This is a genomic window from Longicatena sp. 210702-DFI.1.196 (assembly GCF_020563125.1).
Taxonomy (GTDB): domain Bacteria; phylum Bacillota_I; class Bacilli_A; order Erysipelotrichales; family Erysipelotrichaceae; genus Longicatena; species Longicatena caecimuris.
The window spans coordinates 1-25,907 of sequence record NZ_JAJCPX010000031.1; the positions used below are offsets into that span (position 1 = coordinate 1).

General features: G+C 38.7%; 23 protein-coding genes. All 23 read right to left on the bottom strand.

The features are described from left to right. Positions 1 to 1,846, bottom strand: a 1,846-nt coding sequence (locus LI241_RS11840; protein ID WP_227151313.1) for an Ig-like domain-containing protein, incomplete at its 3' end; no start/stop codon positions are given. Between the two features lie 96 nt (positions 1,847 to 1,942). Further along, the gene (locus LI241_RS11845; RefSeq protein ID WP_008690538.1) at positions 1,943 to 2,809 is read right to left on the bottom strand and encodes an ATP-binding protein; all 867 of its coding nucleotides are present in this window, start codon (positions 2,807 to 2,809) and stop codon (positions 1,943 to 1,945) included. Then, positions 2,784 to 3,596, bottom strand: coding sequence for a hypothetical protein (locus tag LI241_RS11850; RefSeq protein WP_008690537.1), 813 nt, complete (start codon positions 3,594 to 3,596; stop codon positions 2,784 to 2,786). Before LI241_RS11850 ends, LI241_RS11845 begins: the two co-directional genes overlap by 26 nt. 2 nt (positions 3,597 to 3,598) lie before the next feature. Then, on the bottom strand, positions 3,599 to 4,312 hold the full coding sequence (locus LI241_RS11855) for a LytTR family DNA-binding domain-containing protein (RefSeq protein WP_227151315.1): 714 nt from the start codon (positions 4,310 to 4,312) through the stop codon (positions 3,599 to 3,601). After that, positions 4,284 to 5,105: a hypothetical protein gene (locus tag LI241_RS11860; RefSeq protein WP_008690534.1), complete on the bottom strand. Its 822-nt coding sequence runs from the start codon at positions 5,103 to 5,105 to the stop codon at positions 4,284 to 4,286. Before LI241_RS11860 ends, LI241_RS11855 begins: the two co-directional genes overlap by 29 nt. A gap of 2 nt (positions 5,106 to 5,107) precedes the next feature. Further along, a complete protein-coding gene (locus tag LI241_RS11865) occupies positions 5,108 to 5,899 on the bottom strand; it encodes a hypothetical protein (RefSeq protein WP_008690533.1) in 792 nt (263 codons plus the stop codon). A gap of 566 nt (positions 5,900 to 6,465) precedes the next feature. Continuing rightward, the gene (locus tag LI241_RS11870) at positions 6,466 to 7,746 is read right to left on the bottom strand and encodes an SPFH domain-containing protein (protein WP_008690532.1); all 1,281 of its coding nucleotides are present in this window, start codon (positions 7,744 to 7,746) and stop codon (positions 6,466 to 6,468) included. A 42-nt stretch (positions 7,747 to 7,788) separates the two neighbouring features. Next, the gene (locus LI241_RS11875) at positions 7,789 to 8,682 is read right to left on the bottom strand and encodes a TIM44-like domain-containing protein (RefSeq protein ID WP_008690531.1); all 894 of its coding nucleotides are present in this window, start codon (positions 8,680 to 8,682) and stop codon (positions 7,789 to 7,791) included. A gap of 173 nt (positions 8,683 to 8,855) precedes the next feature. Then, a complete protein-coding gene (ftsX, locus tag LI241_RS11880) occupies positions 8,856 to 9,758 on the bottom strand; it encodes a permease-like cell division protein FtsX (RefSeq protein ID WP_008690530.1) in 903 nt (300 codons plus the stop codon). Beyond that, positions 9,751 to 10,440 carry a cell division ATP-binding protein FtsE gene (gene ftsE / locus LI241_RS11885; protein ID WP_008690529.1) on the bottom strand — a complete coding sequence of 230 codons (690 nt, stop codon included), beginning with the start codon at positions 10,438 to 10,440 and terminating at the stop codon, positions 9,751 to 9,753. The genes ftsX (LI241_RS11880) and ftsE (LI241_RS11885) overlap by 8 nt, the downstream gene beginning before the upstream one ends. Before the next feature lie 29 nt (positions 10,441 to 10,469). Then, positions 10,470 to 11,870 (bottom strand): murein hydrolase activator EnvC, encoded by a 1,401-nt coding sequence (locus LI241_RS11890; RefSeq protein ID WP_008690528.1) that lies wholly within the window; start codon positions 11,868 to 11,870, stop codon positions 10,470 to 10,472. Beyond that, positions 11,867 to 12,796, bottom strand: a complete 930-nt coding sequence (gene ftsX / locus LI241_RS11895; protein ID WP_226896983.1) for a permease-like cell division protein FtsX — start codon at positions 12,794 to 12,796, stop codon at positions 11,867 to 11,869. The genes LI241_RS11890 and ftsX (LI241_RS11895) overlap by 4 nt, the downstream gene beginning before the upstream one ends. After that, positions 12,756 to 13,445, bottom strand: a complete 690-nt coding sequence (ftsE, locus tag LI241_RS11900) for a cell division ATP-binding protein FtsE (RefSeq protein WP_008690525.1) — start codon at positions 13,443 to 13,445, stop codon at positions 12,756 to 12,758. The genes ftsX (LI241_RS11895) and ftsE (LI241_RS11900) overlap by 41 nt, the downstream gene beginning before the upstream one ends. Positions 13,446 to 13,653: 208 nt before the next feature. Next, positions 13,654 to 14,517, bottom strand: coding sequence for a YitT family protein (locus tag LI241_RS11905; RefSeq protein ID WP_008690523.1), 864 nt, complete (start codon positions 14,515 to 14,517; stop codon positions 13,654 to 13,656). A gap of 154 nt (positions 14,518 to 14,671) precedes the next feature. After that, positions 14,672 to 15,773, bottom strand: a protein-coding gene (gene prfB, locus LI241_RS11910; RefSeq protein ID WP_119957497.1) for a peptide chain release factor 2 whose coding sequence is annotated in 2 segments (ribosomal slippage) — positions 14,672 to 15,700 and positions 15,702 to 15,773 — 1,101 coding nt in all. Because the reading frame shifts where the segments join, the coding sequence is not laid out codon by codon here. Further along, positions 15,774 to 18,119 carry a preprotein translocase subunit SecA gene (gene secA / locus LI241_RS11915; protein WP_227151317.1) on the bottom strand — a complete coding sequence of 782 codons (2,346 nt, stop codon included), beginning with the start codon at positions 18,117 to 18,119 and terminating at the stop codon, positions 15,774 to 15,776. A gap of 151 nt (positions 18,120 to 18,270) precedes the next feature. Then, a complete protein-coding gene (locus LI241_RS11920) occupies positions 18,271 to 18,468 on the bottom strand; it encodes a cold-shock protein (RefSeq protein ID WP_008690517.1) in 198 nt (65 codons plus the stop codon). Between the two features lie 294 nt (positions 18,469 to 18,762). Continuing rightward, positions 18,763 to 18,966 (bottom strand): cold-shock protein, encoded by a 204-nt coding sequence (locus LI241_RS11925; protein WP_008690515.1) that lies wholly within the window; start codon positions 18,964 to 18,966, stop codon positions 18,763 to 18,765. Between the two features lie 26 nt (positions 18,967 to 18,992). Continuing rightward, positions 18,993 to 19,721: a ComF family protein gene (locus tag LI241_RS11930; protein WP_017144766.1), complete on the bottom strand. Its 729-nt coding sequence runs from the start codon at positions 19,719 to 19,721 to the stop codon at positions 18,993 to 18,995. Then, positions 19,652 to 20,800 (bottom strand): helicase-related protein, encoded by a 1,149-nt coding sequence (locus LI241_RS11935; protein WP_008690511.1) that lies wholly within the window; start codon positions 20,798 to 20,800, stop codon positions 19,652 to 19,654. The genes LI241_RS11930 and LI241_RS11935 overlap by 70 nt, the downstream gene beginning before the upstream one ends. 119 nt (positions 20,801 to 20,919) lie before the next feature. Next, positions 20,920 to 21,636, bottom strand: coding sequence for a sugar phosphate nucleotidyltransferase (locus tag LI241_RS11940; RefSeq protein ID WP_008690509.1), 717 nt, complete (start codon positions 21,634 to 21,636; stop codon positions 20,920 to 20,922). A 56-nt stretch (positions 21,637 to 21,692) separates the two neighbouring features. Continuing rightward, on the bottom strand, positions 21,693 to 22,697 hold the full coding sequence (galE, locus tag LI241_RS11945; RefSeq protein ID WP_008690508.1) for a UDP-glucose 4-epimerase GalE: 1,005 nt from the start codon (positions 22,695 to 22,697) through the stop codon (positions 21,693 to 21,695). Positions 22,698 to 22,824: 127 nt separating this feature from the next. Continuing rightward, on the bottom strand, positions 22,825 to 25,620 hold the full coding sequence (locus LI241_RS11950; RefSeq protein ID WP_008690506.1) for an Ig-like domain-containing protein: 2,796 nt from the start codon (positions 25,618 to 25,620) through the stop codon (positions 22,825 to 22,827). Positions 25,621 to 25,907 lie beyond the last annotated feature (287 nt).

Below are 25,907 nucleotides of genomic sequence, written 5' to 3' on the forward strand. Positions count from 1 at the left end.
CTGTGCCTTTTCCGGTTGCTACATTTTTTCCATAAGACAGTGTGTAATCACGTCCGTTTTTTAAAGTTGTTTTTCCATATTTCACCGTTATGGATGGTTTGATAGCCTTTCCTGTATAGGTTCTTGTAGATAGACTGCTATAGCTTAATGTGGTAACACTTCGTTTACTAATTGTAAATGTCTTCGTAATCGAACCGGTATAATTCCCTTTTCCACTGATCTTTACCGTTCCTTTGCCGGGAGAAATATTCTTTCCATAAGAAACTGTATAATCGCGTCCATTCTTTAAGGTCGTTTTTCCATACTTCACGCTAATGGATGGTTTGATAGCCTTTCCCGTATAGGTTCTTGCGGAAAGACCGCCATAGCTTAATGTAGTGACACTTCGTTTACTAATTGTAAATGTCTTCGTAATCGAACCGATATAATTCCCTTTTCCACTGATTTTTACCGTTCCTTTACCTAAAGCGGTATTCTTTCCATAAGATACTGTATAATCTGTTCCATTTTTTAAAGTTTTTGTGCCATCTTTTATAGTGATGGATGGTTTGATTTGTGACCCCGTATAGGCACTATTGCTTACTGTAATGTTTGTTTTTGTTATGGATGGAAGAATAACCGTAACCTTTGCCTTTGCTTCCAACCCTTCCGGTGTTTTTGCATATATATAAGTATTCCCTGCATTTACAGCAGTTACTTTACCATTCTTATCAATGTTAGCTACTTTACTGTTACCTGTTCTCCACGTAACAGATCTAGATGCATCGCTAGGGAAAGTCGTCAGTTTGAAACTATAGGTTGCGTTTTTCTCTAATGTTTTTGAAACACAATTCAGTGCTATCTTTTCTGGTATCGTTATAACATTCATTCCTTTTTGTAGACATATAGTATATGCATAAGAATCTTTATAGCACCTTATAGACGCTTTCCCACATCCATTAAAAGTTGTTGATCTGACATCATCAACGAAATTTGTCACATGTTTCCCGATAGTAAGTTGTTTCATCTCACCACTATCATATCCGCTTAGCCAAAATGCATATTGAGAAATTGTTTTCGTATTATTAGGAACAGTATAAAATTGTCCTTTCGCATTCGGATAATATATGAGTTTTGAACAGTCTTTATTGAAAAGCACGCCATCTATTGTTGAAAAGTTTTGATTTCCCGCATCAACTTCAAACGCTTTTAGCTGTTTACATTTGCCAAATGTAGGTGGCATATTAGCAATTGCTACGCCAAAAGCAATATCTTTTAATGTCTTATTGATTTTTAATTTTTGAATATTAGAATCATAAAAGGCTCCAAAACCAATAGAAGTCAAACCATTGGTATCCAACGTCTGTAAATAACGATTAGAAATAAAAGCAAAATTCGCTATATCTTTTACTTTTGCTGGTACTATAAAGCTAGTTTCCGGTTTTCCTGCCGGATAGTATCGTAAGGTCGTTCCTTCTTTATCATAAAGTACCCCATTCTGACTAGAAAAATAAGCGTTATCTTTCGCTACATTGATTTGTTTTAACTTATTATATGCTTCTGCATATTTATCAGTGAGACCATAGGCATAACTTTTTATCGCCACCTCTTTTACAGGATAGCCGGCAATTTTTGCAGGTATCATAAATGCTTCTGTATTTTTAGGTAAGAAAACTTTTACATATGCATCTTCATAAGGTAAAAGCTCATAATAACAGCCTGTTGTTTCATCATATTGATAACCATCATAAAAATCATCTGCCGCTCTGCTTACCTCTGAAGAACAACGTGTTTTCCCCTCTATCGGCAACGTCATACAAGATATCGACAATATACCTGCAAAAATACTCATCATAATCTTTTTCATCTCTGCTGATCCACCTTTCTTTATTAATCAATCATTTTTATTATAGTCGAATAAAGAGTAGATACCTTACGAAAAATGACATGGTGCTTGATATTTTTACGATATGGAACCAATATTAACATTTTCCATAAACACGGTGATGCTTACCTCATGTCCCTTATCCTGAATAAACATATCACCATGATACTTTTCAGCTGTCCGCTGCAAAATTTTTAATCCTAGTCCATGCGGTTCACTCGTATCTGTTTTTGTCGTTTTCCCGCTGCTTTTATCAATGTGTAGATTGGCAGGTTTTGCGTTTTCTACCTTAACGATCAGCTGATTCATTTTTAATGCCGAAGTTATTTTTAACATGCGCTGTTTTTCATCAACTTGGCAATTTGCCTCAATTGCATTATCTAATAAGTTGGCATAGACACATATTAGGTCGACATATGCAATATTGAGCTGTTGCGGTATTTGCACTTGGATATCAAAGGGAATATGTAGGCTTTTTGCTAACAGTGATTTATTATACAGGATAGCATCAATCGTTTTATTATCACAAAAATCCACTTGATAAAGCTGTTCACTGTTGGCAATAATCTCATTTACCGCTTCATGGAATGCTTTTTCACTCATCTTTTCCGCATTCATCTGTAGATTTTTTAACATAAGCGAAACTTGCTCTTCAATGTCCTCTAACTGATTATCCAATTGTGCTTTCACCTTTTTGTGTTCTTCGGCATACTTTTGTTGCTTCTTCAACATACTTTGTTTTTTCTCTTCTTCAATGTTGCGAAGTATTTTACGAAACAAACAATATAACACGACGCAGGAAATAACCTGTAATAAGAATACTCCTGCATATACATACATATCACTTGTTTTATGCCATTGTCCAAATGCTAAAACAATGAAGATCAGCACTTGCATGATACCTAATAAACCGATTTCTTTATTCTTCATTAAAAATTGAACCATGTTGTTCCTCCTGATGTAACAGCATATGTGCTGTTTCCATATAGTTTTGTAAATCATGATGTAATACATGCTGGTACATTCGATTATCTTCACAATTTCTTAATAACAGTTCATAAGATGCATAAGATGCTTTCACCTTTTCTTGTCTTTGATACATAAGACTGACATGACGTGCTTCATAACAAAAGATGATAAAAAAGCCACTTTGGACAATTCCTGTTATAAAGTAGTTGATTTCGTTTTTCGGACAGCACAGTAAATAAAATACCGGTGCCAAAAAAATAGTAATCATTCCACTGGCACACAATAATAACAAATATTCCGGATTTCTGGAAGGTGATGTTTGAAAATATGAACGTAGGATTTTTTGTACAAGATAAGCAAAACCCCATGTAATCAGAAAGCATATGCCATATACCCATGGCTGTTTTAATAAGATAGTCATTATATCAATATGCAAAATATACATAACAATAAAATCGAACAAAAATTCCGGTACGAATAAAATCATAAGATATGAAATCGCCACAAATATGCGATATTTGATTTGGTCTTCAAATAAGAAAATAACAAAACCTAACATTACCGCATATGCAATCAGTGATCGCACAACTCTGTCACTTGATAAAAATGGTAACATATTACAAATCATAAAGAAGAGTGCGAAAACACCATATTGCCATGGTTTCCCTTTGAATGTAAGACAGCGATAGCAAAACCATACGAATACGATGTTTAACATTGTCTGGTAAAAGAGCTGAAAAGATGTAACTGATAATATATTCATAACTACACCATGCTTTCATCCATTAGATGATAAATTTTTTCTTTTGCGGTTTTTTCATAGCTTCGACTAACAGGCAATTCTTTTCCGTTTTTCATAATGATTTTATCTCTTGAAAAAGAGCGGATGTAATCAAAATTGATAATAAAACTGTGATGAATACGAATAAATAAATCCTCAGGTAATTGTTTCATGATATCATCGATCTTCTGATAAACGGCTTGTTCTTCATCACACATAATGATATTTGTTTTACGTCCTTCCCGTTCGATATAAATAATATCGGAAATGCTTAATAAGATAACTTCTTTTTTCCAATGGATCGGCAATATGTTGCTCTCTTTATTGTGATAATGCTTAATGGCTTTTGCCAGCGCTTTAGGAAAGCGATGTAAGGTGTTTTTTTTATAAATGAAATAGACATGGTCAACTTCATACACAAAAGGAGCGTATTCTAAATAAGCGCTTATAAATATAACTGCCGTATGTGGGTATACCCGCTTAACTTGTTTTGCTAGTTCAATACCATTGGCATTTGACAGGCGAATATCCATAATAAGTATGTCTATCGGCTTCCCTAATTTCATATGTTCTTGCAAACCTTCAGCATTCACATAACAAGTAATTTTATATTGTTCCCCTTGCAAATATTGTTCGCATAATGTTCGATATTCTTCCAATTGGATATATTCATCTTCTACTAATACGAGTTGCATCATCTTTCTTCCTCCTCTGTAATGTTTTGACTGTTTCTAATTGATTTTGCAAATCATGGCGAAAAAGTCGTACATATTCATCTCTTTTCTTTACATCGTTTAAATAATATTCATTCACTTCTGTATAAAATACTTGATGGTTATGTAATGCTAATTCACTCCTTTTCTTTCGCACATACCCCCATAGGGTAATCACACTTCCGATAAAGCAGGCCATTGCCAATACAAAACATATTCTCATATCATATTTATAATAACCGCCGATAATAACAAATAACGGGAACAATACGATCATAAAGAAGGCTAATAGAAAGATTATCCATAGGTACAGGTCGATTGATATGGAAAGATGGTCTTTTTTTCGTATACTGCGTGAACATAAGGCCATGCATGGGTATATCAAAAGAAGTGATAGAAAGATAACATCCGTATGCTCTGCATAAAAAGAAGCGATATCCCCTTTTAGTAGTAATAATACAAAGTCAAATGGCAATTCTGACAAGATCAACAGACAGCTGATTGCCAGAATGTGGAAAACATTTTGTTTTGCTGATCCTTTATAAAAGATATGTTGAGCGAAATACCAACAAGCATATGTAAAAATATTACGCATAACGACTTGATGAATAAGTATGGTTTCGGTAATCAGAGCTGCCACAGAGCAAATCATGATACATGCAGGCAAAGACAGTATCTTATAGTTTCGTTCTAGTAAAGAATCAAAAAAACAAGCAATGCCAATCGATAAGAGTACATTATAAATTAAAAAATTAAAAGATGTATCCGCTGTTTGCATTCCTATTCATCTTCCCTTCTTTTGGTAGTATTATCTTTTCTACACATGAGTTCTAATGCCGCTAGTTGATTTTTTAAGTCATGACGTAAGATCTGATTATATTCCATTTTATACTCCTTCATCTGTTCAACTTCTTCTAACATCACCTGGGTATTACTTTGCATTCGCTTGATTTGCAGCGTGCTGTCATAGTATTTTTTCAATACATAATGATTTAACCATAGCAGCAAGATTTCCATCATCAATAAAATTGGTGATTGTGCTTTTAAAAAATCTTGTAAGTAAATTAACAACGGTATAAAAAATATTAATAAGAAATATGATAAAAGCAACACTGTCAAATAAACATTTATGTGTAAAACCGCGTGCCGTCTTTTTCTTAAAAAATATGATACTAGCCATAAACCAATAAAATTCCAAAGCCCTAATAATGGCATGGTTAGCGGATACTGTTGTAAAAATACTTCAGGTGAATACGTGGTACAATTTATTACATAAAGATCCAAAGGGATTTCCAAGATAGGAACCATCAGCATAAGGATCACAAGAACGACCATTCTCCATAATAAACGGTCTTTATACAAGAAGCAGATAATAAAAAGCAAACTGCTAAAATATAAGAATTCGCGCATCAATAGTTCTTCATAAAAAATATTCATGATAACAATGGAACTGAACAAATTACAGATAAGATGGATGTACAGGGAAGTTTTTCCATATGCTCTTGTTAAAAGAGTATCCAGATAATAGGTGACGGCGAGTGCATATAAAAAATTATAAACAGCAACATTCATTTCTTACTCACCTACCCCGACTTCACGTATATATATTATCTCATATATCTCTTTTTAATTATGTCAAAAATTACATGAATCGCGATATTTTTACAATATATCCTTACAATTGCTACACTATATAGGAAAAGCGTTTAACCAATGAGAAGATGATTGGTAAACGCTTATCATGGTTGTTATCGGATAGCTTCTAATACAAAGAAAAAGCAATTTATCCGAGATGGAAAAATTCCATGTTGTTGTTTGATTATCTTTTTTTAGCTGTAGCTTATGAAGAGCATGCAGCACGTTGCTAATCAGTAACGTGATTGCGGTAATTGTGATATAAAAATAGTATTTAGAAGCATTCAGATTATAAAAATAGTCGATAAACCAGTATAGAAATAAACTGTTGAACAGAAAAAGATAACAATATGCCATCTTTCTTGCCATAATTAAATAACCGGTTTCTTACTCCATAACAACACTCCCCTATGTATGCTTTATGTATAGTATAGCACTTTTTTATTCACAGCTACATCGTTTTTTGTATGAAAAAGAAGTGCTGTTCACACTTCTTTTCGTGTTTATTTGTTTTTATTCGGGCTGCCACATTCTGGACAGAATTTCATATTCTCATCACTGGTATAGCCACATGCTTCATTACTGCAAACAAAACCTTTTGTTGGTTTTGGTTTTCCACATTCACTACAGAAGTTGCCGGAATTGACTGCTCCACAAGCACATGTCCATCCTTCTTCTTGCGGTTTCGGTTTTCCACATTCACTGCAGAAGTTACCACTGTTGACAGCGCCGCAAGCACACGTCCATGTTGGCTTAGATGAGGCTGGTTCCTTCTTCATAAAGAAAGGATTATCTTCTTGTTGCTGCATGCCGCTATACATATTAGCACCTTGTCCACCTGCTGCATTGGCCATTCCCATACCTAAGAATCCGGTAAAAGCTCCGGCTTCATTACTGGCTGCATTCTCCATAGCATTGGCCTGTGCGCCAGCAAGTCTTCCGGCTGCTACGCGAGAATCAGATAACATGATGGCATCATCGATGGTTTCGATACGTTTTCTGGATTCATCATCCGGTGTAACCTTAGAGATTGCGACAGCTTCAATTTCCATTCCCCGACGTTCACGCCATTCTTCATCGAGGGTGTCATTCATGAACTTCGCAATTTCACGCTGCCGTTTTGGCAGATCATTAAATTGGAATCCTTCATCACTACATTTTGCCAAAGCTTCATCCAATGCATTCACGAATTCTGCATCGCATTGTTCCATCAAATCAGCTTTTGTATAAACATCACGAATATTTCCACTGATGTTGGTATAGAAAACGATAGGGTCTTTGATCTTGAACGTATAAGAGCCAAAATAACGAATATAAATCGCACGATATGTTGGATCGTTATATGCCATCGGTGTCGCACTGCCAAATTTATTATCAAAGATTTCCTTTAAATTGATGAAATAAACACGTTGATCTTTACCGGCAGTACCACCCATTGTAAATCGTTTCCCAAACGTTTTAAAGGAATCCTTTAATCCCTGCCAGCCGTTATCAAACAAACTTGGCTCACTGGAAGAATCCCAGATAAAACGACCGGGTTCTACAGTAAAATCAACGACCTTACCGTCTTCCACAATCAACATTGCCTGTCCTTCATTAACCGCAATACCGCTGCCATTGGTGATGACATCCGGACTGCCTTTCGTGTTACTTCCGGCATCGACACGTTTACTGGCTTTTTTAACCAACACATCATCGCTTAATGAATCACAATAGAAATACTCCAGCCATTGATCGGCTAATGTTGTTTTCGCACTGCTGATAGCTGCTTTAATTAATCCCATATGCTTACCTCCTCCTCATATATTGGATATGTCTAAGTATGCTTACCATGGACTGTAACGGTTTAATACCCAACCAAAGTCACCATTGGTAATGATGGATTTACAATATTCACATTGTCCGCTGCTGGTCACCGTAGTAGGTGCTCCACAATTCGGGCAATTGGTAACGGCTGTACCTTCCTGTTCTTTTGTTTTTATCCCTTTCTTACGAATAAATTCAAGATTATAAGAACGATATACATAATCTGTTTTACTTCCTTCTAACACTTTGCCACTGTCATCATCGACAACATAATCAAGCAGGCTGGCATCTAACTTCACATGGATGATTTCATGTTCCTCATCACTGCTATAGCTGGCAATCGTAATGCCTCTGACATTCTGCATATTCATGTAATTGGTTTTATGATGGTCTATATATTCCTGTAATTGGCGATTATGAACATTGAACAAAGTATTACTTTCAAATGGGCGTACCTTATGCCAATCTTTGGCTTCCCATGCCTCTTGCAAGGTCAACCACACTTCACTTGCATAATTACGAAAGTTTTCGGCTGAGAATGCAGGATCTTCTTCCTGGATACGGGCAATAATTTCCTCTTCAAAGATACCTTCATTAGATTTAATGCCGGGATTGGCATAAGTATACGTATTGGCTGTTCCCTTTCCTTTTCGCATATTATATACGGCATATAAAACCAATAAGACCAGCACGACAATTCCTATCGGTGAACTTGATAGAAAGAAAATACCACTTAATCCACCGGAACCGCCGTAAGAATGGGAGTATCCCCCACCTCCTCCTGAGCTGTGTCCGCCACCGCCGCCACTGAAGGAATTTCCTACATCGGCATGAATAGGGGCAGTTATCAGAAAGCAGAAACTCAACAATAGCACTCCTATGACAGCTATTTTCATCACTTTTTTTCTATCCATACATCTGATCTCTCCTCTTCATTGTTCTATGTTGATTATAACAGACTCTTGACATTCTCACAATTCCCTTTCATGAACATCTAAAAATCGTAAGGTGCATAAAGAAAAGAGCATGATGTCCGGCTTCACCTTATAAGATGAATCATTTTATCATACTCATACTATTTTTTTGCTTAACGTTTCCAATGCAGATATTTCGTCGTTGATAAGAAACTGCCTATCAAACCTACCAACATACCAAAGCCTAATAAAGCGGCACAGATTTGTAAGGTGAATGGATATATCGGTTGTAAACCAAATAAGCTTGTGACGATTTGGCCGCCCAGCATTTCATATACATAAGGATAACCAAAATATGTAAAGATGCATGGTAAGATGGCTCCCAATAAGCCAATTAGAATACCTTCCAACATGAACGGAACTTTGATGTACCAATTGGTGGCACCGACATTTCGCATGATGGCAATTTCAGCATTGCGGGCATATATAGTCATTTTAATCGAATTACTGATCAGGAAAAGTGCCAAAAGAGTCAACAAGATGACAAAGATCAATCCGCCAAAACGGATGGAGTCAACCATGGACACCATCTTTGGTACACTGGTTCCACCATACATCGTCTGTTTTACATGATCCAATTGTTCTATCTGCTTACTGATAGCCGCAATGGTATCGGCATCCTTCACCGAAACAAAGAAAGCATTACTTAAGGGATTCTCTTTTCCCCGATACATTTTAAAATCTTCTCCATGCTCCTTGATCATAAGTTCCAATTCATGATCGGCATCAGAAAAGGTCACTTTTTTTACACCTTGTATGCCTTCAATGTCTTTTTGTACATTATCAATATCCGCCTGTTTCACCACATCAGGTTGCAACACAACATGAATGCGCAGATCATCTTCAATATTTTTTGTGAATAATGAAATATTACCTGCAATCATCAAAAAGGTACTAAACAGTAATAAAGTTACCGTAACAGCGCTGATGGCAGATAAAGACATGGCCAAATGGCGAAAGATACTTATAAAGGCCGTTTTTATATGCTTGGGCAAGGAACGAAAGAAATTACTCATGTTTCAAGTAGCCCCCCTTCATGATATCGGCTATCACGTAGCCTTCTTCCAGACAGATGGTGCGTTTTTTGAAACGATCGACAATGGTAGAGTCATGCGTGACCATGACAATGGTCGCATGTTCTACTTCATTGATTTTTTCCAACAGATCCATAATTTCCGCCGACATTTGCGGATCCAAGTTTCCCGTAGGTTCATCCGCAATCAGCACTTTCGGATGATTGGCAATAGCTCGACCGATAGTTGCTCGCTGCTGCTGTCCGCCGCTTAATTCATCTGGGAAGGCTTTGGCTTTATCCTGTAAGGAAACCAGTTCTAGCACTTCCCGCACACGGCGTCGAATATCTACTTTTTTCATTCCGATAACTTCCAATGCAAAAGCGATATTTTCAAAGATCGTCATGCGTGGCAAAAGTCGAAAATCCTGAAAGACAACACCGATATTTCTGCGATACACAGGTACTTTAGAGTGTTTTAATTTTCCGACATTAATGTTTTCTACCATAACCGTGCCGGAATTTGGTATTTCTTCGCCATCCAGCAGTTTGATTAACGTAGATTTCCCACTGCCGGTAGGACCAATGATATAAACGAATTCGCCGTCCTCGATGGTCAGATTGATATCACGCAGAGCATGAACTCCGTTTTTATATTCCTTTGAAACATTTTCTAATCGTATCATACGTTTCACTCCTGTCTTTTGGATCGTTCTTATCGATAGCCATATACATCTTCCGGATGCTCACGACATGGTGGGCCTTTTACGCTACACACATTTGCCAAACCGGCTGATCCCCAGCCATTGCCCCAGGCAAAATCCGCGGTTGACTGAAAACGGCTGATGGCAGTATCTATTCCCATATTACCGAGATTGATGACTTCTAAATGGCAATGCGGACCAGTTGTATTACCGGTATTTCCGCTTAAACCTAATAATTGTCCCTTACTTACCTTCTGTCCGGCGCGGACACTGAAGTTCTCCTGTGCCATATGGAAGAACGATAACGCATAGGTCGTTCCATCAACTCTTGTCAGCATCTGAATAGAATTTCCGGTGCCGGCTGGATACCCGGTCGTATTGCCGATATATCCGCTATTTGTTGAAACCGGATTATTTGCGTATAGAATGATTCCATTTGCCGGCGCATAAATAGGCGTACGCAAAGGAACTGCTACATCTAACCCTAAATGCACACCGCCGTTTGGATAATAGAAACTATTTGCTGAAATGGAACCATTGACCGGTTTGGCTAATTTGCCACTTGTCGTGAAATTAAAGGAACCATTTGGAGCATTTGTAATATTGATCATATTCTCTTGTATTGTTGAAATATCAACCTTTACTGAACGCATCTTTTCATCCAGTGCCTCTTCCTGTTTGCGGAATTTATCAAGCAGCACTTGTTTCTGTTTCCGCACTTCTTCAGCTTCTTTTTTGGCCTTTTCATTATTGCTTTTGGTTTCTTCTAAAGCTGTTTTTAAGCGAACTTTTTCACTTTTTTGTAAATTTTGTTCCTGTTTTTCTTCTTTGATCTTATCAATTTCACGCTGATCCTGTTCATTGATACGATTCAATCCATCAATCTTGCGAATCATATCTAAAAGATCTTGCGAGCCCATGATAATTTCCAAACTCATATTCGTACCAATCGTTGCTTGTTCATCCTGCATCCGCTTGATGATAATAGCGTTCCGTTCATCAATAGAACGTTGCAACGCATTGATTTTCTCATTTAGTTTTTTAATGTCCGAATTTATCAGACGAATGCTAGCCTCATTCATGGCGATTTTCTTTTCGATCGTCTTGACTAAGGATGCTTGTTTTTTTACCGCTGCTGCCAGTTTATCTATACTGTCATCTAATGCGCTGATTTGTTTTTTCAGACTATTGACTTCATTTTGCAGCTGTGTGCTTTGTTTCGCATAATATGTTTTAAACTTTGCACATTTTGATGCCATTTCTGAACTGCTTTGCGCGACACTGCAGCGTTTGACCCAGGCATCTTCATTTCCTTCAAATTCATTTGCCCGCAAATCTAATGTTGACTGGGAAGATGTCACTACCCAGGTACATAAAAAAGCTGCCAGTGTAATCTGTTTCCATTTTTTCATCTTCGCCACCTCAAATATTTTGTTGTCGCCAGAAAGCTTCCCGCAACACCGACAAGCGCTCCGCTGCCTACTAAGACAGCAGACAATTGTAGCAGGAAGGGATACAGTGGCTGCATCACAAACATACTGGATAAAAAATACCCATTCAGCATGTGATATAAAGTGCTATATCCGATCCACATCAAGACAATCGGCAGAATTGCGCCTATGATGCCGATGCACATACCTTCCATCATAAATGGCGTTTTTATATACGCATTATTTGCGCCCACAAAACGCATGATGGATAATTCGGTATTCCGTGTATAAATTGTCATTTTGATCGTATTGGTGATCAGAAATAAGGCAATCAGTGATAATGCCAAAACGAAAATAAAACCACTGCTGCGAATAAAAGAGAAGGTGTCAATCATATGCTGAATGCTTTCTCCTCCATATTCGGCTTTTTCTATACCATCAATTGCATTTAAGGCTTTGGTAACACTGGGAATTTTTGATGCTTCTTTTACCTCGACAATAAACACATTGGGCATAGGATTTTTATCTTTATACCGTTGAAAGACGCTGCCGCTTTCTTTGATCAGCGCATCCAGTTCTTCTTCTTTAGAGCTAAAATGCACAGCTGCCACATCTTGCATCTTGGCAATTTCTTTCTTCATAGCCGTAATGGCATCTTGATCGGCAATGGAATCAATCGCCACATGAATCTTTAAATCGCCTTCCACATGTTGCGTGAAATTTTCTACATTGCCCGCAATTACAAAAAACAGTGCCATCAGAAGCAGTGTTACACTGACTGCTGAAACACTGGAAATCGTCATAGCCATATGGCGCTGTAACCCTTTCAGCGCACTCAGCACATGTTTTGGCAGATATTTCACAAACTCAATCATGTTGTATGTATCCGCCTTTCTTTCTATCGGCAACGATAAATCCTTCTTCTAAGGCTATAGTTCGTTTTTTATATGCATTTACCAGTTTTTCATCATGTGTTACCATGACGATGGTCGTCTTTTCTACCTGATTGATCTTATCCAATAGTTGAATGATCTCAATGGATTTCTCCGGATCGAGATTGCCGGTTGGCTCATCCGCAATGAGTACCTTAGGATGATTGGCAATGGCTCTGCCGATGGTTGCCCTTTGTTGTTGTCCGCCGGATAATTGTTCCGGAAAGGCTTTGGCTTTATCTTGCAAATCGACCAGTTCTAAAACCTCACGGACACGACGACGGATTGCCGTCTTTTCCATGGCCAGAACTTCTAAAGCGAAAGCGATGTTCTCAAAGACGGTCATCTTTGGGAGTAAACGAAAATCTTGAAATATTACACCGATATTGCGACGATATAGCGGTACTTTCGCATGTCGCAGTTTACCGACATTGATACCATTGACAAATACCTCACCATCATCCGGCAGTTCTTCACCATCTAATATTTTGATGAGTGTGGATTTGCCACAGCCGGTTGGTCCTATGATGTAAACAAATTCACCGTCTTCTACTTCCAGGTTGATATCACGGAGTGCATGAACTCCATTTCTGTATGATTTTGAGACATTTTTCAACAGAATCATTCTATCACTCCTTCGCGTTTCATTATAACATAAATAGCAGTCATTTCCAAAAGTTTGCCGGCTGTAAAATTCTTACATTTCCTTAACGCCAATTTAATAAAGCAACCTAAAAAATAAAACAGTGCTGCGAATTTGAAATGCACTTCATAATTTGTCGATCTAACTTTATGGGTTCACTTCAATTCTGTCAGCTCTGCTTTTTTTACAATTATAAACCTTGCATATACGTAAAACCTTCTCCTTGTACCTCATTGACATCATTCACAATCACAAAGGCTTCCGGGTCTACATGGGCAATAATACGATCTAATATAGGAAATTGTTTTTTCATAACGACTGTCATAATCACCGGTTTTTGTTTCCTTGTATAACCACCTTCCGCATGCAAAATTGTTGTGCCGCGATTGATATTCGTATAAATTTCCTGCATCAGCTCTTCATATTTATCCGAAATAATCATGACGTTTTTAGCCTCATGGCTGCCGATGGTCATCACCTTATCAATGATCTGTCCACAAATCCAGACAGAGACTAGTCCAATCATGGCTGCTTCTATGCCATATGTACTGGCACCTAACACTACCGTAGCACCATCAATGCACATTACCAAGGTTGGTAAGGGAATATTAGTATATTTATTTATTACCAGCGGCGGTATATCCATTCCTCCTGTGCTGGCGCCTACACGATAGACTAAACCAATGCCTACACCGATACAGACACCGCCGTAAATACTCGCCAGCAATGCATTATTAGTGATAAATACATCCGCAAACAGTTCATGCGTTACCGTAATAAACAAAGGATAAACAATAGTACTTAAAATCGTCTTCATGGCAAATTGTTTACCTAATACAATAGCGCCTACGATAAACAATCCAATCGTTAATCCGTTAATTACTAAGGTGGCCGGCAGATGGAAAACCGGCTGTAAGGCTACGGCGATACCCGCTACACCTCCTGATAATATATCTGATGGCAAAATAAACAGATTGACTCCCAGGGCAATAATGAGATTCCCCGCTATTACTGATAGTACATCTATCAACATTCCATAGGTTTCTTTTTTCATGTTCGTGCTCCTTAACATCCCATCCGTTATTATATCACAGCAGTAGGACTTTTGTATGAGATATCGTTATTTTAAGGAAAGAAAAAAAGGGACACTTCCGCAAAGGAAATATCACCTTGTTTTGTGCACGTCAGTATCTTAATATAGAGAACATTTATTGAATTAACGTTTTTAAATAAGCAAAGATAAAGCCATCTAAATCACCGTCCATGACACCTTGTACATCACTCGTCTCATGATTGGTGCGATGATCCTTTACCATACTGTAAGGATGGAAGACATAACTGCGAATCTGGGAACCCCATTCATTCGCCTTAACTTCACCCTTGATTTCCGCCAACTTTGCCTCTTGTTCCTCAATCATCTTTTGATACAAGCGACTCTTTAACACACGCAATGCTTCCTCACGGTTCTCATGCTGACTGCGTCCGTTTTGGCAAGTTGCGACTAATCCGGTCGGTTTATGTACCATGCGTACGGCAGAATCCGTCTTGTTAATATGCTGACCACCGGCACCACTGGCACGTTTTGTTTCCACGATTAAATCTTCCGGTTTAATCTCAATTTCAATTTCATCATTAAATTGAGGCATGACATCCAAAGACGCAAAAGAGGTATGACGTCTTCCTCCGGCATCAAAAGGAGAGATACGCACTAAACGATGAACACCTTTTTCTGCCTTGAGATAGCCATAAGCCATATCACCTTCTACTAAGAACGTGATGGATTTAATACCGGCTTCATCCCCCGGCTGATAATCCAGCACACTGACTTTGAATTCGTGCTTTTCCGCCCAGCGAGAGTACATGCGATACAACATATCTGCCCAATCACAGGATTCGGTTCCTCCGGCTCCTGGATGCAGCTCTAAAATCGCACTGGAATGGTCATATTCATGTGACAACAAGACCTTGATTTCAAAATCAGCAAAGTTTTTTTCCATCTCCTGATATTCTAATTCAAAAAGTTCAAAGATTTCTTCATCGAAATCTTCCTTCAACAGTTCCTGTGTTTCATCAAGTGAGCTTAATGCCTTTTGTAACGCATCATAGCTATCCACAACATCCTTGATGGCATTTAACTGACGAATGACGACTTGTGCCTTTTGCGGATCATTCCAAAAGCTTTCTTCCAACGTTTTCGCTGTCAGCTCCTGTATTTTATAGCGTCTGGCAGTTAAGTCAAAGTGACTCACCAAGCTGTTTCAGTTTCGCCTGATGAGTGTTCACCCCCTGCCTGATTTCGTATAGTTCCATTTATGCTTCCTTTCTTTCGATTTGCACCTTCATAGCGAAGAAGACAACTTCACGGGCAATTCTTGCCTGCATTTCTTCAAACATCTCATAACCTTCTTCGATGTAGGCCTGCAATGGATTATTTTGTGCATAGGCACGCAAATGAATACCATTGCGCAGTTTATCCATCATATCGATATGCTCGATCCAGTTACGGTCCATATTACGTAAAACAATGGTTTTTTCAAATTGTTTAAATTCATCACGGATATCACTGATCTTATCATCATACAGCTGGAAAATATAATCGCTGCAATATTTTGCTGTTTCATCGGCATCTTTACCACGCAGATTTTCAACCTTTATATTATCTTCTGCCGCTACACCTAATACTTCCAGACCTTGACGGATACCATCATAATCGACATTATCTTCACGTTTTGAAGTATCAACGTTGGCATTGACAACATTTTCAATGACCCGATCAATCATATCGCGAACGATGCCATGAACATCTTCGTTTTCTAAGACAAAGTTACGCTGTTCATACATGATTTCACGCTGTTTACGCAAAACATCATCATAATCCAGCAATTGTTTACGAACGTCATAGTTATAGCCTTCGACACGTTTCTGTGCCTGGGTGATAGATTTGGTAACCATCTTTGATTCAATCTGAGCATCGCCTAAAGAATCAAACAGCTTTTTAAACTTCTCGCCGCCGAAACGAATCATCAATTCATCCTTTAAAGATACATAGAAACGAGAGAAACCAGGATCACCCTGACGACCGCTTCGTCCACGCAGCTGGTTATCAATACGTCTGGATTCATGACGCTCACTACCTAAGACAGCCAAACCACCGAGTGCTTTTGATTCCTCAGTCAGCTTGATATCGGTACCACGACCTGCCATGTTGGTCGCAACGGTAACACTTTTCGGACGACCTGCTTTGGCGATGATTTCCGCTTCTCGTGCATGGTTCTTCGCATTCAATACTTCATGTGGAATGCGTGCTTTTTGTAACAGCTGATGTACCAGTTCACTGGCTTCAACGGAAATCGTACCGACCAATACCGGCTGGCCTTTCGCATACAATTCTTTGACTTCTTCGATCAACGCATTGAATTTCAAGCGCGGATTGGCAAAGATGGCATCCGGATAGTCTTCACGGATAACCGGACGGTTGGTTGGTATCTCAATAACACGCATGTTATAAATATCTAAGAATTCTTCTTCTTCGGTTTTGGCTGTACCGGTCATACCAGCTAGCTTATCATACAGACGGAAGAAGTTCTGATACGTAATTGTCGCCAAGGTTGTTGTTTCTTCTTTAATCGGCACACCTTCTTTGGCTTCAATCGCCTGATGTAAACCATCCGAATATGCACGACCAGGCATCGTACGTCCGGTAAAGGTATCGACGATAACGATCTCATTATCCTGAACGACATATTCTACTTCGTTTTTCATAATGTAGTTTGCCTTTAAGGCCTGCGTAATATGATGAACCAATTGCGTATGTTCAATATCATATAAGTTCTTGATCTTAAAGTAGCGTTCTGCACTATGAACACCCTTTTCACTCAGCATGATTTGACGTGTTTTTTCATCAATTTCATAATCATCGCCTTTTAAGCGTTTCGCAAAGGCATCTGCCTGTAAATATAAGTTTGCTGTTTTCTTCGCCCCGCCACTAATGATCAATGGTGTTCTGGATTCATCGACCAGAATGGAATCGACCTCATCGACGATTGCCACATGCAAGCCGCGCAATACACGATCTTTAACATCTGTAACCATGTTGTCACGCAGATAATCAAAGCCTAATTCGGAGTTTGTCGTATAGGTGATGTCGCAGTTATATGCTTCACGTTTTTGTAATGGTGATAAAGGACGTGAGTTTACCCCAACGCTTAACCCTAAGAAACGATAGATCTGTCCCATCCATTCTGCATCTCGACTAGCTAAGTATTCATTGACGGTAACTACATGTACACCTTCCCCAGATAATGCATTCAGATACACGCACATGGTTGATGTCAAGGTCTTACCTTCACCGGTCTTCATCTCGGCAATGTCACCGCCATGCATGGCAGCAGCACCCATGATCTGTACCTTATAAGGGAATTCGCCAATCGTTCTGCGCGCAGCCTCACGAGCTACCGCAAAAGCTTCCACCTGCAGATCCTCCAGTGTTTCCCCTTTGGTGTAACGTTCTTGGAATTCCTGTGTCTTTCCCCGCAGTTCATCATCACTCAATGCCTCCATGGAATCTTGCAATGCAATAACCGCATCGGCAATTTTCTCCAGTTTGTGCAATGTTTTCTTTTCGCCGTTTAATAATCGTTCAATAAAATTCGCCATGAAAAACCTCCACTATATGTATTTGTCATATTTTCATACGTTTTCACTATTTTAATCGTGAATATTTATACAAATTACCTTTTCTATTGTAACACAAACTTGTCATGGATACACCATAAAAAAACAGGCTTCTGCCTGTTTTCACACTTTTTTAAAGTTTTACGATGTTGTGAGCCTGAAGACCTCTTTCTGTTTCAACAAGTTCAAATTCAACCTTTGCGTCAGCATCAATTGTTTTGAAACCTTCCATCATCAACTGAGAGTAGTGAAAGAATACATCTCTGCCATCTTCTAATGTGATGAATCCGTATCCTTTCTCTTGATTAAACATTTTAACTTTTCCTTGCATTCTTAAATCCTGTACCTTTCTATGCGAACCTTACTGCATAGTAAAATTATAAAGACATTTTATTGAAAAATCAATGAATTTAGTACATTGTTTTGTAAAAAAATCGTCAGTTTTTGTTGGAAGTACAACGATTTTAAACATTTTTTCAAAAATGTATATTTTTTACACACAGCTTTTGTTCCTTTTACAAATCCTTTTCATTTCCAATACAATCCAAATGGATTGTATTGTAGCAATTTAAGGTGATCTACCTTAAAGAATCCTATGTTTTTATGTTACGCTAAATCTTAAAAATTAAGATGAACAGACTTCGACATTACGTGCCTGTAATCCTTTCTCTGATTCTACTGCCTCAAAGGTTACCGTCTGACCTTCTTCCAGACTCTTGTATCCATCTTGTAGAATTTGTGAATAATGGACAAAGACATCTTTGCCATCCTCACTGGATATGAAACCATATCCTTTTTCTGCGTTAAACCATTTTACTTTACCTTTCATTCACTTCACCTTCCTGATTTCAACAATCAAAGTATAGAGAATCGCATACGTTTTAGCAAACCTTTTTCATCGCAGGATTCGACAAAAAGAGGATGTGCTGCCAGTACCAGCGCCTCTATTTTATATGTATGCGGCAAGAGTTTTCGGTATGCACACAAGATCGTAGAACCACTTGTGCATACATCATCAACTAGTAATAAGGGCTTTTGGGGCAAAGAAACATCACTTCTTCGTTGTATTACCTGCGAAATAAGAGCCCTGTTTTGCATATTTTGTAAGGATTGTTTGTGATTGCTTGTCTTATAAAAGGGTTCAATGATCTCCAGCTTACAGGCTTTTAGCATCTCCCTTACCGGCAAGAAACCGCGTTCCAACATCTTCTCTTTACTGGAAGGCATTAATACAATGGCATATTGTCGAAATTTGTCATTAAGTTCCTGCATAACTTCATGAAAAAACACAGGACGCAAAGCGATATCCCTACCTTCTTTAAATTGAAAGATCATGTTTTCTAAAAAATCATTGTAACGATACAACATAGACAATTGCAGTGAGTCCAACTTCGTGCTCTTGCATAAGGGCTCCAACTGTTTTCGACATGCCCCGCATAAGAAAGAAGAACGTTTTACATAATGAAAGATATCTTCTTGTTTATGTACATTCTGAAAACATAACAGACAATGCTCTACAATGTCTGATTCATCTTGTGAATGGCGATGGAGCAGCGTTTGATAGAAGTGGTTTTGTGGCTGCATAAAAACACTCCTTTCCCTTTCGGCATTTCGATGTTACGACCAACACGCCCAATCATTTGGATGAGACTGGCCTCTTGAAAAATGGGATGATCTGCACATAGGATCATCACATAAATACCGCGAATGGTGATACCTCTTTCTAAAATGGTCGTCGTGATTAAGAAATCATATCGTTTTTCATGAAATTCATCTATCACCTTTTCTTTCTCTTTCGTTTTTGAGGTGAATACGGCACAACGATGTGTCAGTCGTAAGAAACGATACAATGTATTCGCCATATGTATCGTCGGGACAAATACCAAAGTCTGTATGCCATCATGTTTTTGTTTACGTAAAAAACAAAGCATCCAAACCATCTGCGCAGCTTTTGGCATCTGATACACCTGCGGTTCTATCAATGGATAGCCATGTGGACGCTGAAACAATTCCACCATGCAAACTTCTTGCCTTTCCACCCTTCCCAGCATATCCTCATCCGGTGTGGCTGTGAGCATGAGCTTTTGTCCAATGCACGCATGCATCGCAATTGCTTCCAACAAAGCATTATCACGATAAGGGAACGCATCTACTTCATCCATAATGAGCAAATCAAACCAGCCATGATAGCGATATAATTGATGCATCGTACAAATAATCAAATCTCCATCCGTGATATCCGTAAATCCTTCACATACCGCAATGACCTGTAGCATAGGAAATGCCTGCTGCATGCGTTCCTGTATTTCTAAGACGACCTGTCGTCGGCTGATCGCAAAGCCCACCTTCTTTCCCTGGCATAAATACCATTGTATTGCTTCCATTGTTAATTCTGTTTTACCGGCTCCGCAAGCGGCATACACTAAAACATCTTTGCCTTCTTTCAGGTACTGCATAATGGAGGCAACTGCGATTTGTTGTTTTGGTGTTAAGGGATAGGACAGCGTGTAGTGACACTTACATCGTCTGCGCATGCATGGACGCGTTATTGGTTCCTTTCCGACATCTATTCTGCCAAATCCAATGCATTTACGACAATACCAGACTCCCTCATCTTGATAAAAATAGTTCATGTCCTCATTTCCGCAACGTTGGCAACGCATAAAAACCACCTCACTATGTCATACGACACAACTTGGTGGTTTTCCGTGTTTATTCAAATATTTTCATATTTTTCTAGTAAATAATCTCTTATTTATAAATTTTACGTTTCGCAATGTCATCACTTACGCATGGATTTCCAATAACGATCATACGTCTCCACGATTTCTTGATAATCTTTCATCGTGTTTAGATCACCGCCATATTTGCGATCCAATTGATAAGCGTCTACCTCGACTTTTTTTACTACCTCTTGTAACAACTCTTCCCATTCCCCATCAAAGCGCTTCTTTTCCTTCTCATGCAGATGATTCAAAGTTTCTAATAAGATCATCTGAGCATCCTTACGCCAATAACTGACACCAAGCAAGGACAATACTCTACGTTCTCCTCGATCGATATGAAATCCTTGAATATGGTGCTGTTCATCCACTTCAACTACGCGAACAGGCGCTCCATTGGGACGTTTCAGCATCGTATAAAACGTGGTATGTGTAAATGCTTCTTTAAAAATATTCTTGAATAAGACCGTATCTCCATGAATCAGCCAACATTCATTCAATTGTTCTGCGATTAAAGCAAGGGAATGGATATTATTGTATTCACCATACGCCGTATTATACAGGATATGAATAGGATAGTTCTTTTTCAAAATAGAAAAATCTTCATGCCGATGCCCGGTAACAATGGTAATATCGCGAATACCTGCTTGTAATAAATACTGAATAATCTGTTTGATTACCATAGTTTGCCCGATGGTAAAAAAAGCTTTATTTTTATATTTTGTCAATTCTTTAAAACGATGTCCCACACCTGCAGCTAAAATTACTGCTTTCATATACAACCCCCTGTGAAGAAAGGCAGCCCATCCGCTGCCTTTTCGATCACTTGTCTTTATTTCTTTGTTGTCTGTAAGAAATGCCAAGCATCCTTACACATTTCTTCTAATCCTTTTTCTGCTTTCCAGCCTAACTCTTCCCACGCTTTTTTCGTACTTGCGTAACATTGGGCAATATCCCCGGGACGGCGTGGATCAATTTGATATGGTACCTCAATCGCATTCACTTTTGCGAATGTATTAACAACATCCAATACGCTATATCCTATGCCGGTACCTAAATTGTACGCATCTACACCGATTGGCTCCATGACTTTTTTTACTGCATTGACATGGCCTTTGGCTAAATCCACCACATGAATGTAATCACGCACGCCGGTACCATCAGGTGTATCATAATCATTGCCATATACATGTAAAAAAGGCAGTTCTTTGTTTGCGACTTTTACAATGTAAGGCATTAAATTATTAGGGATATCATTAGGACTTTCTCCTATCAAACCACTCTTGTGTGCACCGATTGGATTGAAGTAACGCAACAATGCGATATTCCATTCAGAATCGGATACATGCAGATCTTTTAGGATCTGTTCAATCATCAATTTTGTAGTACCATAAGGATTTGTGGTAGGTCCTAATGGAAAATCTTCATAGATAGGAACACTCGCCGGATTGCCATAAACCGTTGCGCTGCTAGAGAATACCAGACGCTTACAGTTATGCTTTGCCATCACTTTGCACAATGCCAGAGTACTCATTAAATTATTCTGATAATACATCAAAGGTTTTGCCACAGATTCGCCCACTGCTTTATAACCGGCAAAATGAATAGCGGCATCAATCTTATGTTGGGCAAAGATTTGTGCCAGCGCAGCTTCATCACAACAATCCGCTTCATAAAAGGTTACTTTTTTTCCTGTGATACTTTCTATCTTATCAACGACATCTGCCTGTGAATTATAAAGATTATCAAGGATTACAACTTCAAAGCCTGCATCCAGCAATTCTACACAGGTATGACTTCCAATAAATCCGGTTCCTCCGGTCACTAATATTTTCATAAGCTTCCTCCTGTTATTTCTGTTTCATTATAGCATTAATATAGCCTCTTGCTGCATTTATTTTTTATAAGCTGAAAAATTCAAATACCATAGGGGATTTTTATGCCAACACTTGTTATCGATCTGCTTAATATACGCGTACCTTACAGCGTACCTTTTTACCATTGCTGGAAGTTGCACTAATATAGGCTGTTCCCGCTTTTTTCGCATATACCTTTCCTTTTGAAGTGACGGTTGCCACTTTCGTGTTACTGGAACTCCATTTCACTGTTTTATAAGTTGCCTTGCTCGGTGAGATATAAGCACGTAATTGGAAAGAGCGTATTTTATTCAGGGTTAACATGGTCGTATTTAGTTTGATGGAAGATACCGGTGTATGTTTTTTTACCGTTACAACGCAAGTTTTTTTAAGCCCATTCGCACTCACCGTGATTGTAACTCTTCCCGCTTTCTTCGCTGTCAACTTCCCACTGCTGCTTATACTTGCTATCTTGGTGTTACTGGATTTCCATGTCGCCTTTGTACTTGCACCAGATACCTTGGCAGTTAAGGTTGTACTGCCTTTTTCATATATAGACAATTTACTTTTAGAAAGGGAAAGCGTTGGTGTTTTCACACTGACCTTACATGTTTTGGTAATCCCATTCGCAGTTACCGAAATGGTTGTTGTCCCTGCTTTTTTCCCGGTAATCTTACCTGTACTGCTCGCTGTGGCAATGCTACTATTCTTTGTTTTCCATACACATTTACTGCTAAGTCCCTTGACACTGGCGGTTAAGGTATAGGAGCCTTTTACATTCACGGCAACACTTGTCTTAGATAATGACAAGGATGGCTTTACAACGACGACTTTACAAGTTTTCTTAGCATCGTTTGCACTGGCACTGATATAGGCAGTACCGGCTTTTTTAGCCGTAATCTTACCGGATGAAGAAACTTCTGCCACTGCTTTATTATTCGATGACCAACGCACGGTTTGGGATTTTCCATAAGCCGTCGCTTTTAAGGTTACACTACCTTTTTCATACAAAGTTACTGATGTTTTATCCAAGGTAACGATGGGCTTTTTCACGCTAATCGAACAGGTTGCCTTAACTCCGTTTGCGGTTGCGCTGATTTTGGTTGTTCCCGCTTTTAGCGCCGTTATGGTTCCCTTGGCATCAATTTTGGCTATGGATGGCTGTTCACTTTTCCATGAAATAGATGCTGTTGGAGTTACTGTGGCTTTTAAGGTATACGTCTTTCCAACATAGGTTGTCACAGATGCTGTATTCAGCTTGATGGCAGGCTCTTTTACCGTGACATTGGCAATTGCCTTCTTTCCATCCGCTGTAACAAACACAAGTGCTTTGCCGGCTTTCTTAGCCGTCAATACCCCATCGGCATTGACACTGACAACACTGGTATCACTACTCTTCCATACAGGTGTGCCCTGAATAGCTGTAACAATATTCAAGGCTATCGTTTTATTTCGATACATCGTGATTGAAGTCGTATGCAAGGTTAATAGTGCCGGTTTCACGCTTACTTTACAGGAAGCCTTGCCTCCTGCTGCATCTTTTGCCGTAATAATGACACTGCCTTCGCGAATACCCAATACAGTGCCATTGGCATCCACACTGGCGATGTCAGCATTACTGCTGGACCAAGTAACCTTTTTATTGGTGAGTTTAGATGAAACAATTGGTTTTATGGTCATCGTGTTACCCACTGGCAGCGATGTCGAAGACGTCGAAAGTTTTAATTGTAACTTCGTATATTCATCTTTTACCATTGCTTTAAACTTCGTCCACCCCATAGATCCCTTTTTCATATGATTCATGTTATATGGACAATCCTTGCCAGACCAGTCTTGATGACGTTTGACGGCTGTATATGGCAATCCATTTTCATATAAGATACTGGCGGTTAAATAAGCTGCATTCTTTTCAGCCTTTGCATAATTGCCATCTGCATTTTCACAGATTTCTATCCCAATCGTTGATGCATTTCCACTGTCATTGCCATCACCGGCATGCCAGCCTACTTCATTCATTGCCAGACTTTGATAAATGACTTTATTATCTACTTGAAAATGCCAGGATGTCCATGCGGCAGCTCTGGAAACGTTACGTTCATATTGGATATTTGCATGAGCAGCGGCACCAGCGCCTTTACTGGCATTTGCTGTATTGTGTATGGTTACATACTTTGGAACCATCGAGATACCTGAACGTGTAGGATCAGAAATCTTAGGCAATAATTTTTGTTTGATGGCTATGCCATTAACACTTGTTTGCGATAAGGTTCGTTTGGTATTCAGATAGGTTGCATATTGCTTATTGAAAACCGAACCGTCATCATGATAAGAAGTTAAGATCCATCCTTTATATTTTCCATTATTCACATAGGCAAAGAAATTCGCACGCTTGCTGATCGTGTAAGTACCTGCCGGTATGGTTCCTTTCGCGAATCGATCATCAAAGATAGGTACAGAATATACATCTAAGGTCTTCGTTGTTTTTAGCTGCGCTGCTATATCTTCAATTTCTATTTCCTGAATATTATCATCCCAAGTGGTGATCCATCCACTTCCTTTTTCTGTATTCACATAAAAATAATTGCCATATCGTTTCGTGGCATAGCGTATCTTTGGCGATAATTTTGCCTTAACATTGCCATATGGCTCTTTATATAATGATGTTGTTTTAAAGTTATACAAAATATAATTGCCGTTTCGCTGATACGTATACCCCTCTACACGTGCATAAGGATTGGCTTCCGCTATATCCTGAAAACCATCGCCATATGCATATTCTCCATCGTTGAATACATCCTCCTTTATGGATGTGTTCGCTGTTCCTTTCTTTTCCTGCGCATGCACAAAAGACATCGATGATAGTGGCAATGCCACACAAAATAATGCTATTAAAAGTTTCTTCATATCCTTTCAAATCCCCTCTCATTATTCATTTTATCATAAATGTATCACATAAGGTTACAAGTTTTGGATGTTTCTTACCGTCATGATCATACCAGCCTCTTTGAAAACTTATAGCGTTAACACTTATTACTATTATTATAGTCTCTTTTTCCTTTATTTGAAAGACAAACCTTATCGATTGTCTTACCATCTATCTGATATATCAAGATGTTATGGTCTTATCTTATAATTCATCCTTGTGATGAATTTCATTTTCGCTATTTGAATCAAATCAATGTTCCCTCTTG

Bases quoted from the DNA above. Each gene is read 5' to 3' on its own strand.
- LI241_RS11845 (WP_008690538.1), bottom strand. From the start codon at position 2,809: ATGGTTCAATTTTTAATGAAGAATAAAGAAATCGGTTTATTAGGTATC.
- LI241_RS11850 (WP_008690537.1), bottom strand. From the start codon at position 3,596: ATGAATATATTATCAGTTACATCTTTTCAGCTCTTTTACCAGACAATG.
- LI241_RS11855 (WP_227151315.1), bottom strand. From the start codon at position 4,312: ATGATGCAACTCGTATTAGTAGAAGATGAATATATCCAATTGGAAGAA.
- LI241_RS11860 (WP_008690534.1), bottom strand. From the start codon at position 5,105: ATGCAAACAGCGGATACATCTTTTAATTTTTTAATTTATAATGTACTC.
- LI241_RS11865 (WP_008690533.1), bottom strand. From the start codon at position 5,899: ATGAATGTTGCTGTTTATAATTTTTTATATGCACTCGCCGTCACCTAT.
- LI241_RS11870 (WP_008690532.1), bottom strand. From the start codon at position 7,746: ATGGGATTAATTAAAGCAGCTATCAGCAGTGCGAAAACAACATTAGCC.
- LI241_RS11875 (WP_008690531.1), bottom strand. From the start codon at position 8,682: ATGGATAGAAAAAAAGTGATGAAAATAGCTGTCATAGGAGTGCTATTG.
- ftsX (WP_008690530.1), bottom strand. From the start codon at position 9,758: ATGAGTAATTTCTTTCGTTCCTTGCCCAAGCATATAAAAACGGCCTTT.
- ftsE (WP_008690529.1), bottom strand. From the start codon at position 10,440: ATGATACGATTAGAAAATGTTTCAAAGGAATATAAAAACGGAGTTCAT.
- LI241_RS11890 (WP_008690528.1), bottom strand. From the start codon at position 11,870: ATGAAAAAATGGAAACAGATTACACTGGCAGCTTTTTTATGTACCTGG.
- ftsE (WP_008690525.1), bottom strand. From the start codon at position 13,445: ATGATTCTGTTGAAAAATGTCTCAAAATCATACAGAAATGGAGTTCAT.
- LI241_RS11905 (WP_008690523.1), bottom strand. From the start codon at position 14,517: ATGAAAAAAGAAACCTATGGAATGTTGATAGATGTACTATCAGTAATA.
- secA (WP_227151317.1), bottom strand. From the start codon at position 18,119: ATGGCGAATTTTATTGAACGATTATTAAACGGCGAAAAGAAAACATTG.
- LI241_RS11920 (WP_008690517.1), bottom strand. From the start codon at position 18,468: ATGCAAGGAAAAGTTAAAATGTTTAATCAAGAGAAAGGATACGGATTC.
- LI241_RS11925 (WP_008690515.1), bottom strand. From the start codon at position 18,966: ATGAAAGGTAAAGTAAAATGGTTTAACGCAGAAAAAGGATATGGTTTC.
- LI241_RS11930 (WP_017144766.1), bottom strand. From the start codon at position 19,721: ATGCAGCCACAAAACCACTTCTATCAAACGCTGCTCCATCGCCATTCA.
- LI241_RS11935 (WP_008690511.1), bottom strand. From the start codon at position 20,800: ATGCGTTGCCAACGTTGCGGAAATGAGGACATGAACTATTTTTATCAA.
- LI241_RS11940 (WP_008690509.1), bottom strand. From the start codon at position 21,636: ATGAAAGCAGTAATTTTAGCTGCAGGTGTGGGACATCGTTTTAAAGAA.
- galE (WP_008690508.1), bottom strand. From the start codon at position 22,697: ATGAAAATATTAGTGACCGGAGGAACCGGATTTATTGGAAGTCATACC.
- LI241_RS11950 (WP_008690506.1), bottom strand. From the start codon at position 25,620: ATGAAGAAACTTTTAATAGCATTATTTTGTGTGGCATTGCCACTATCA.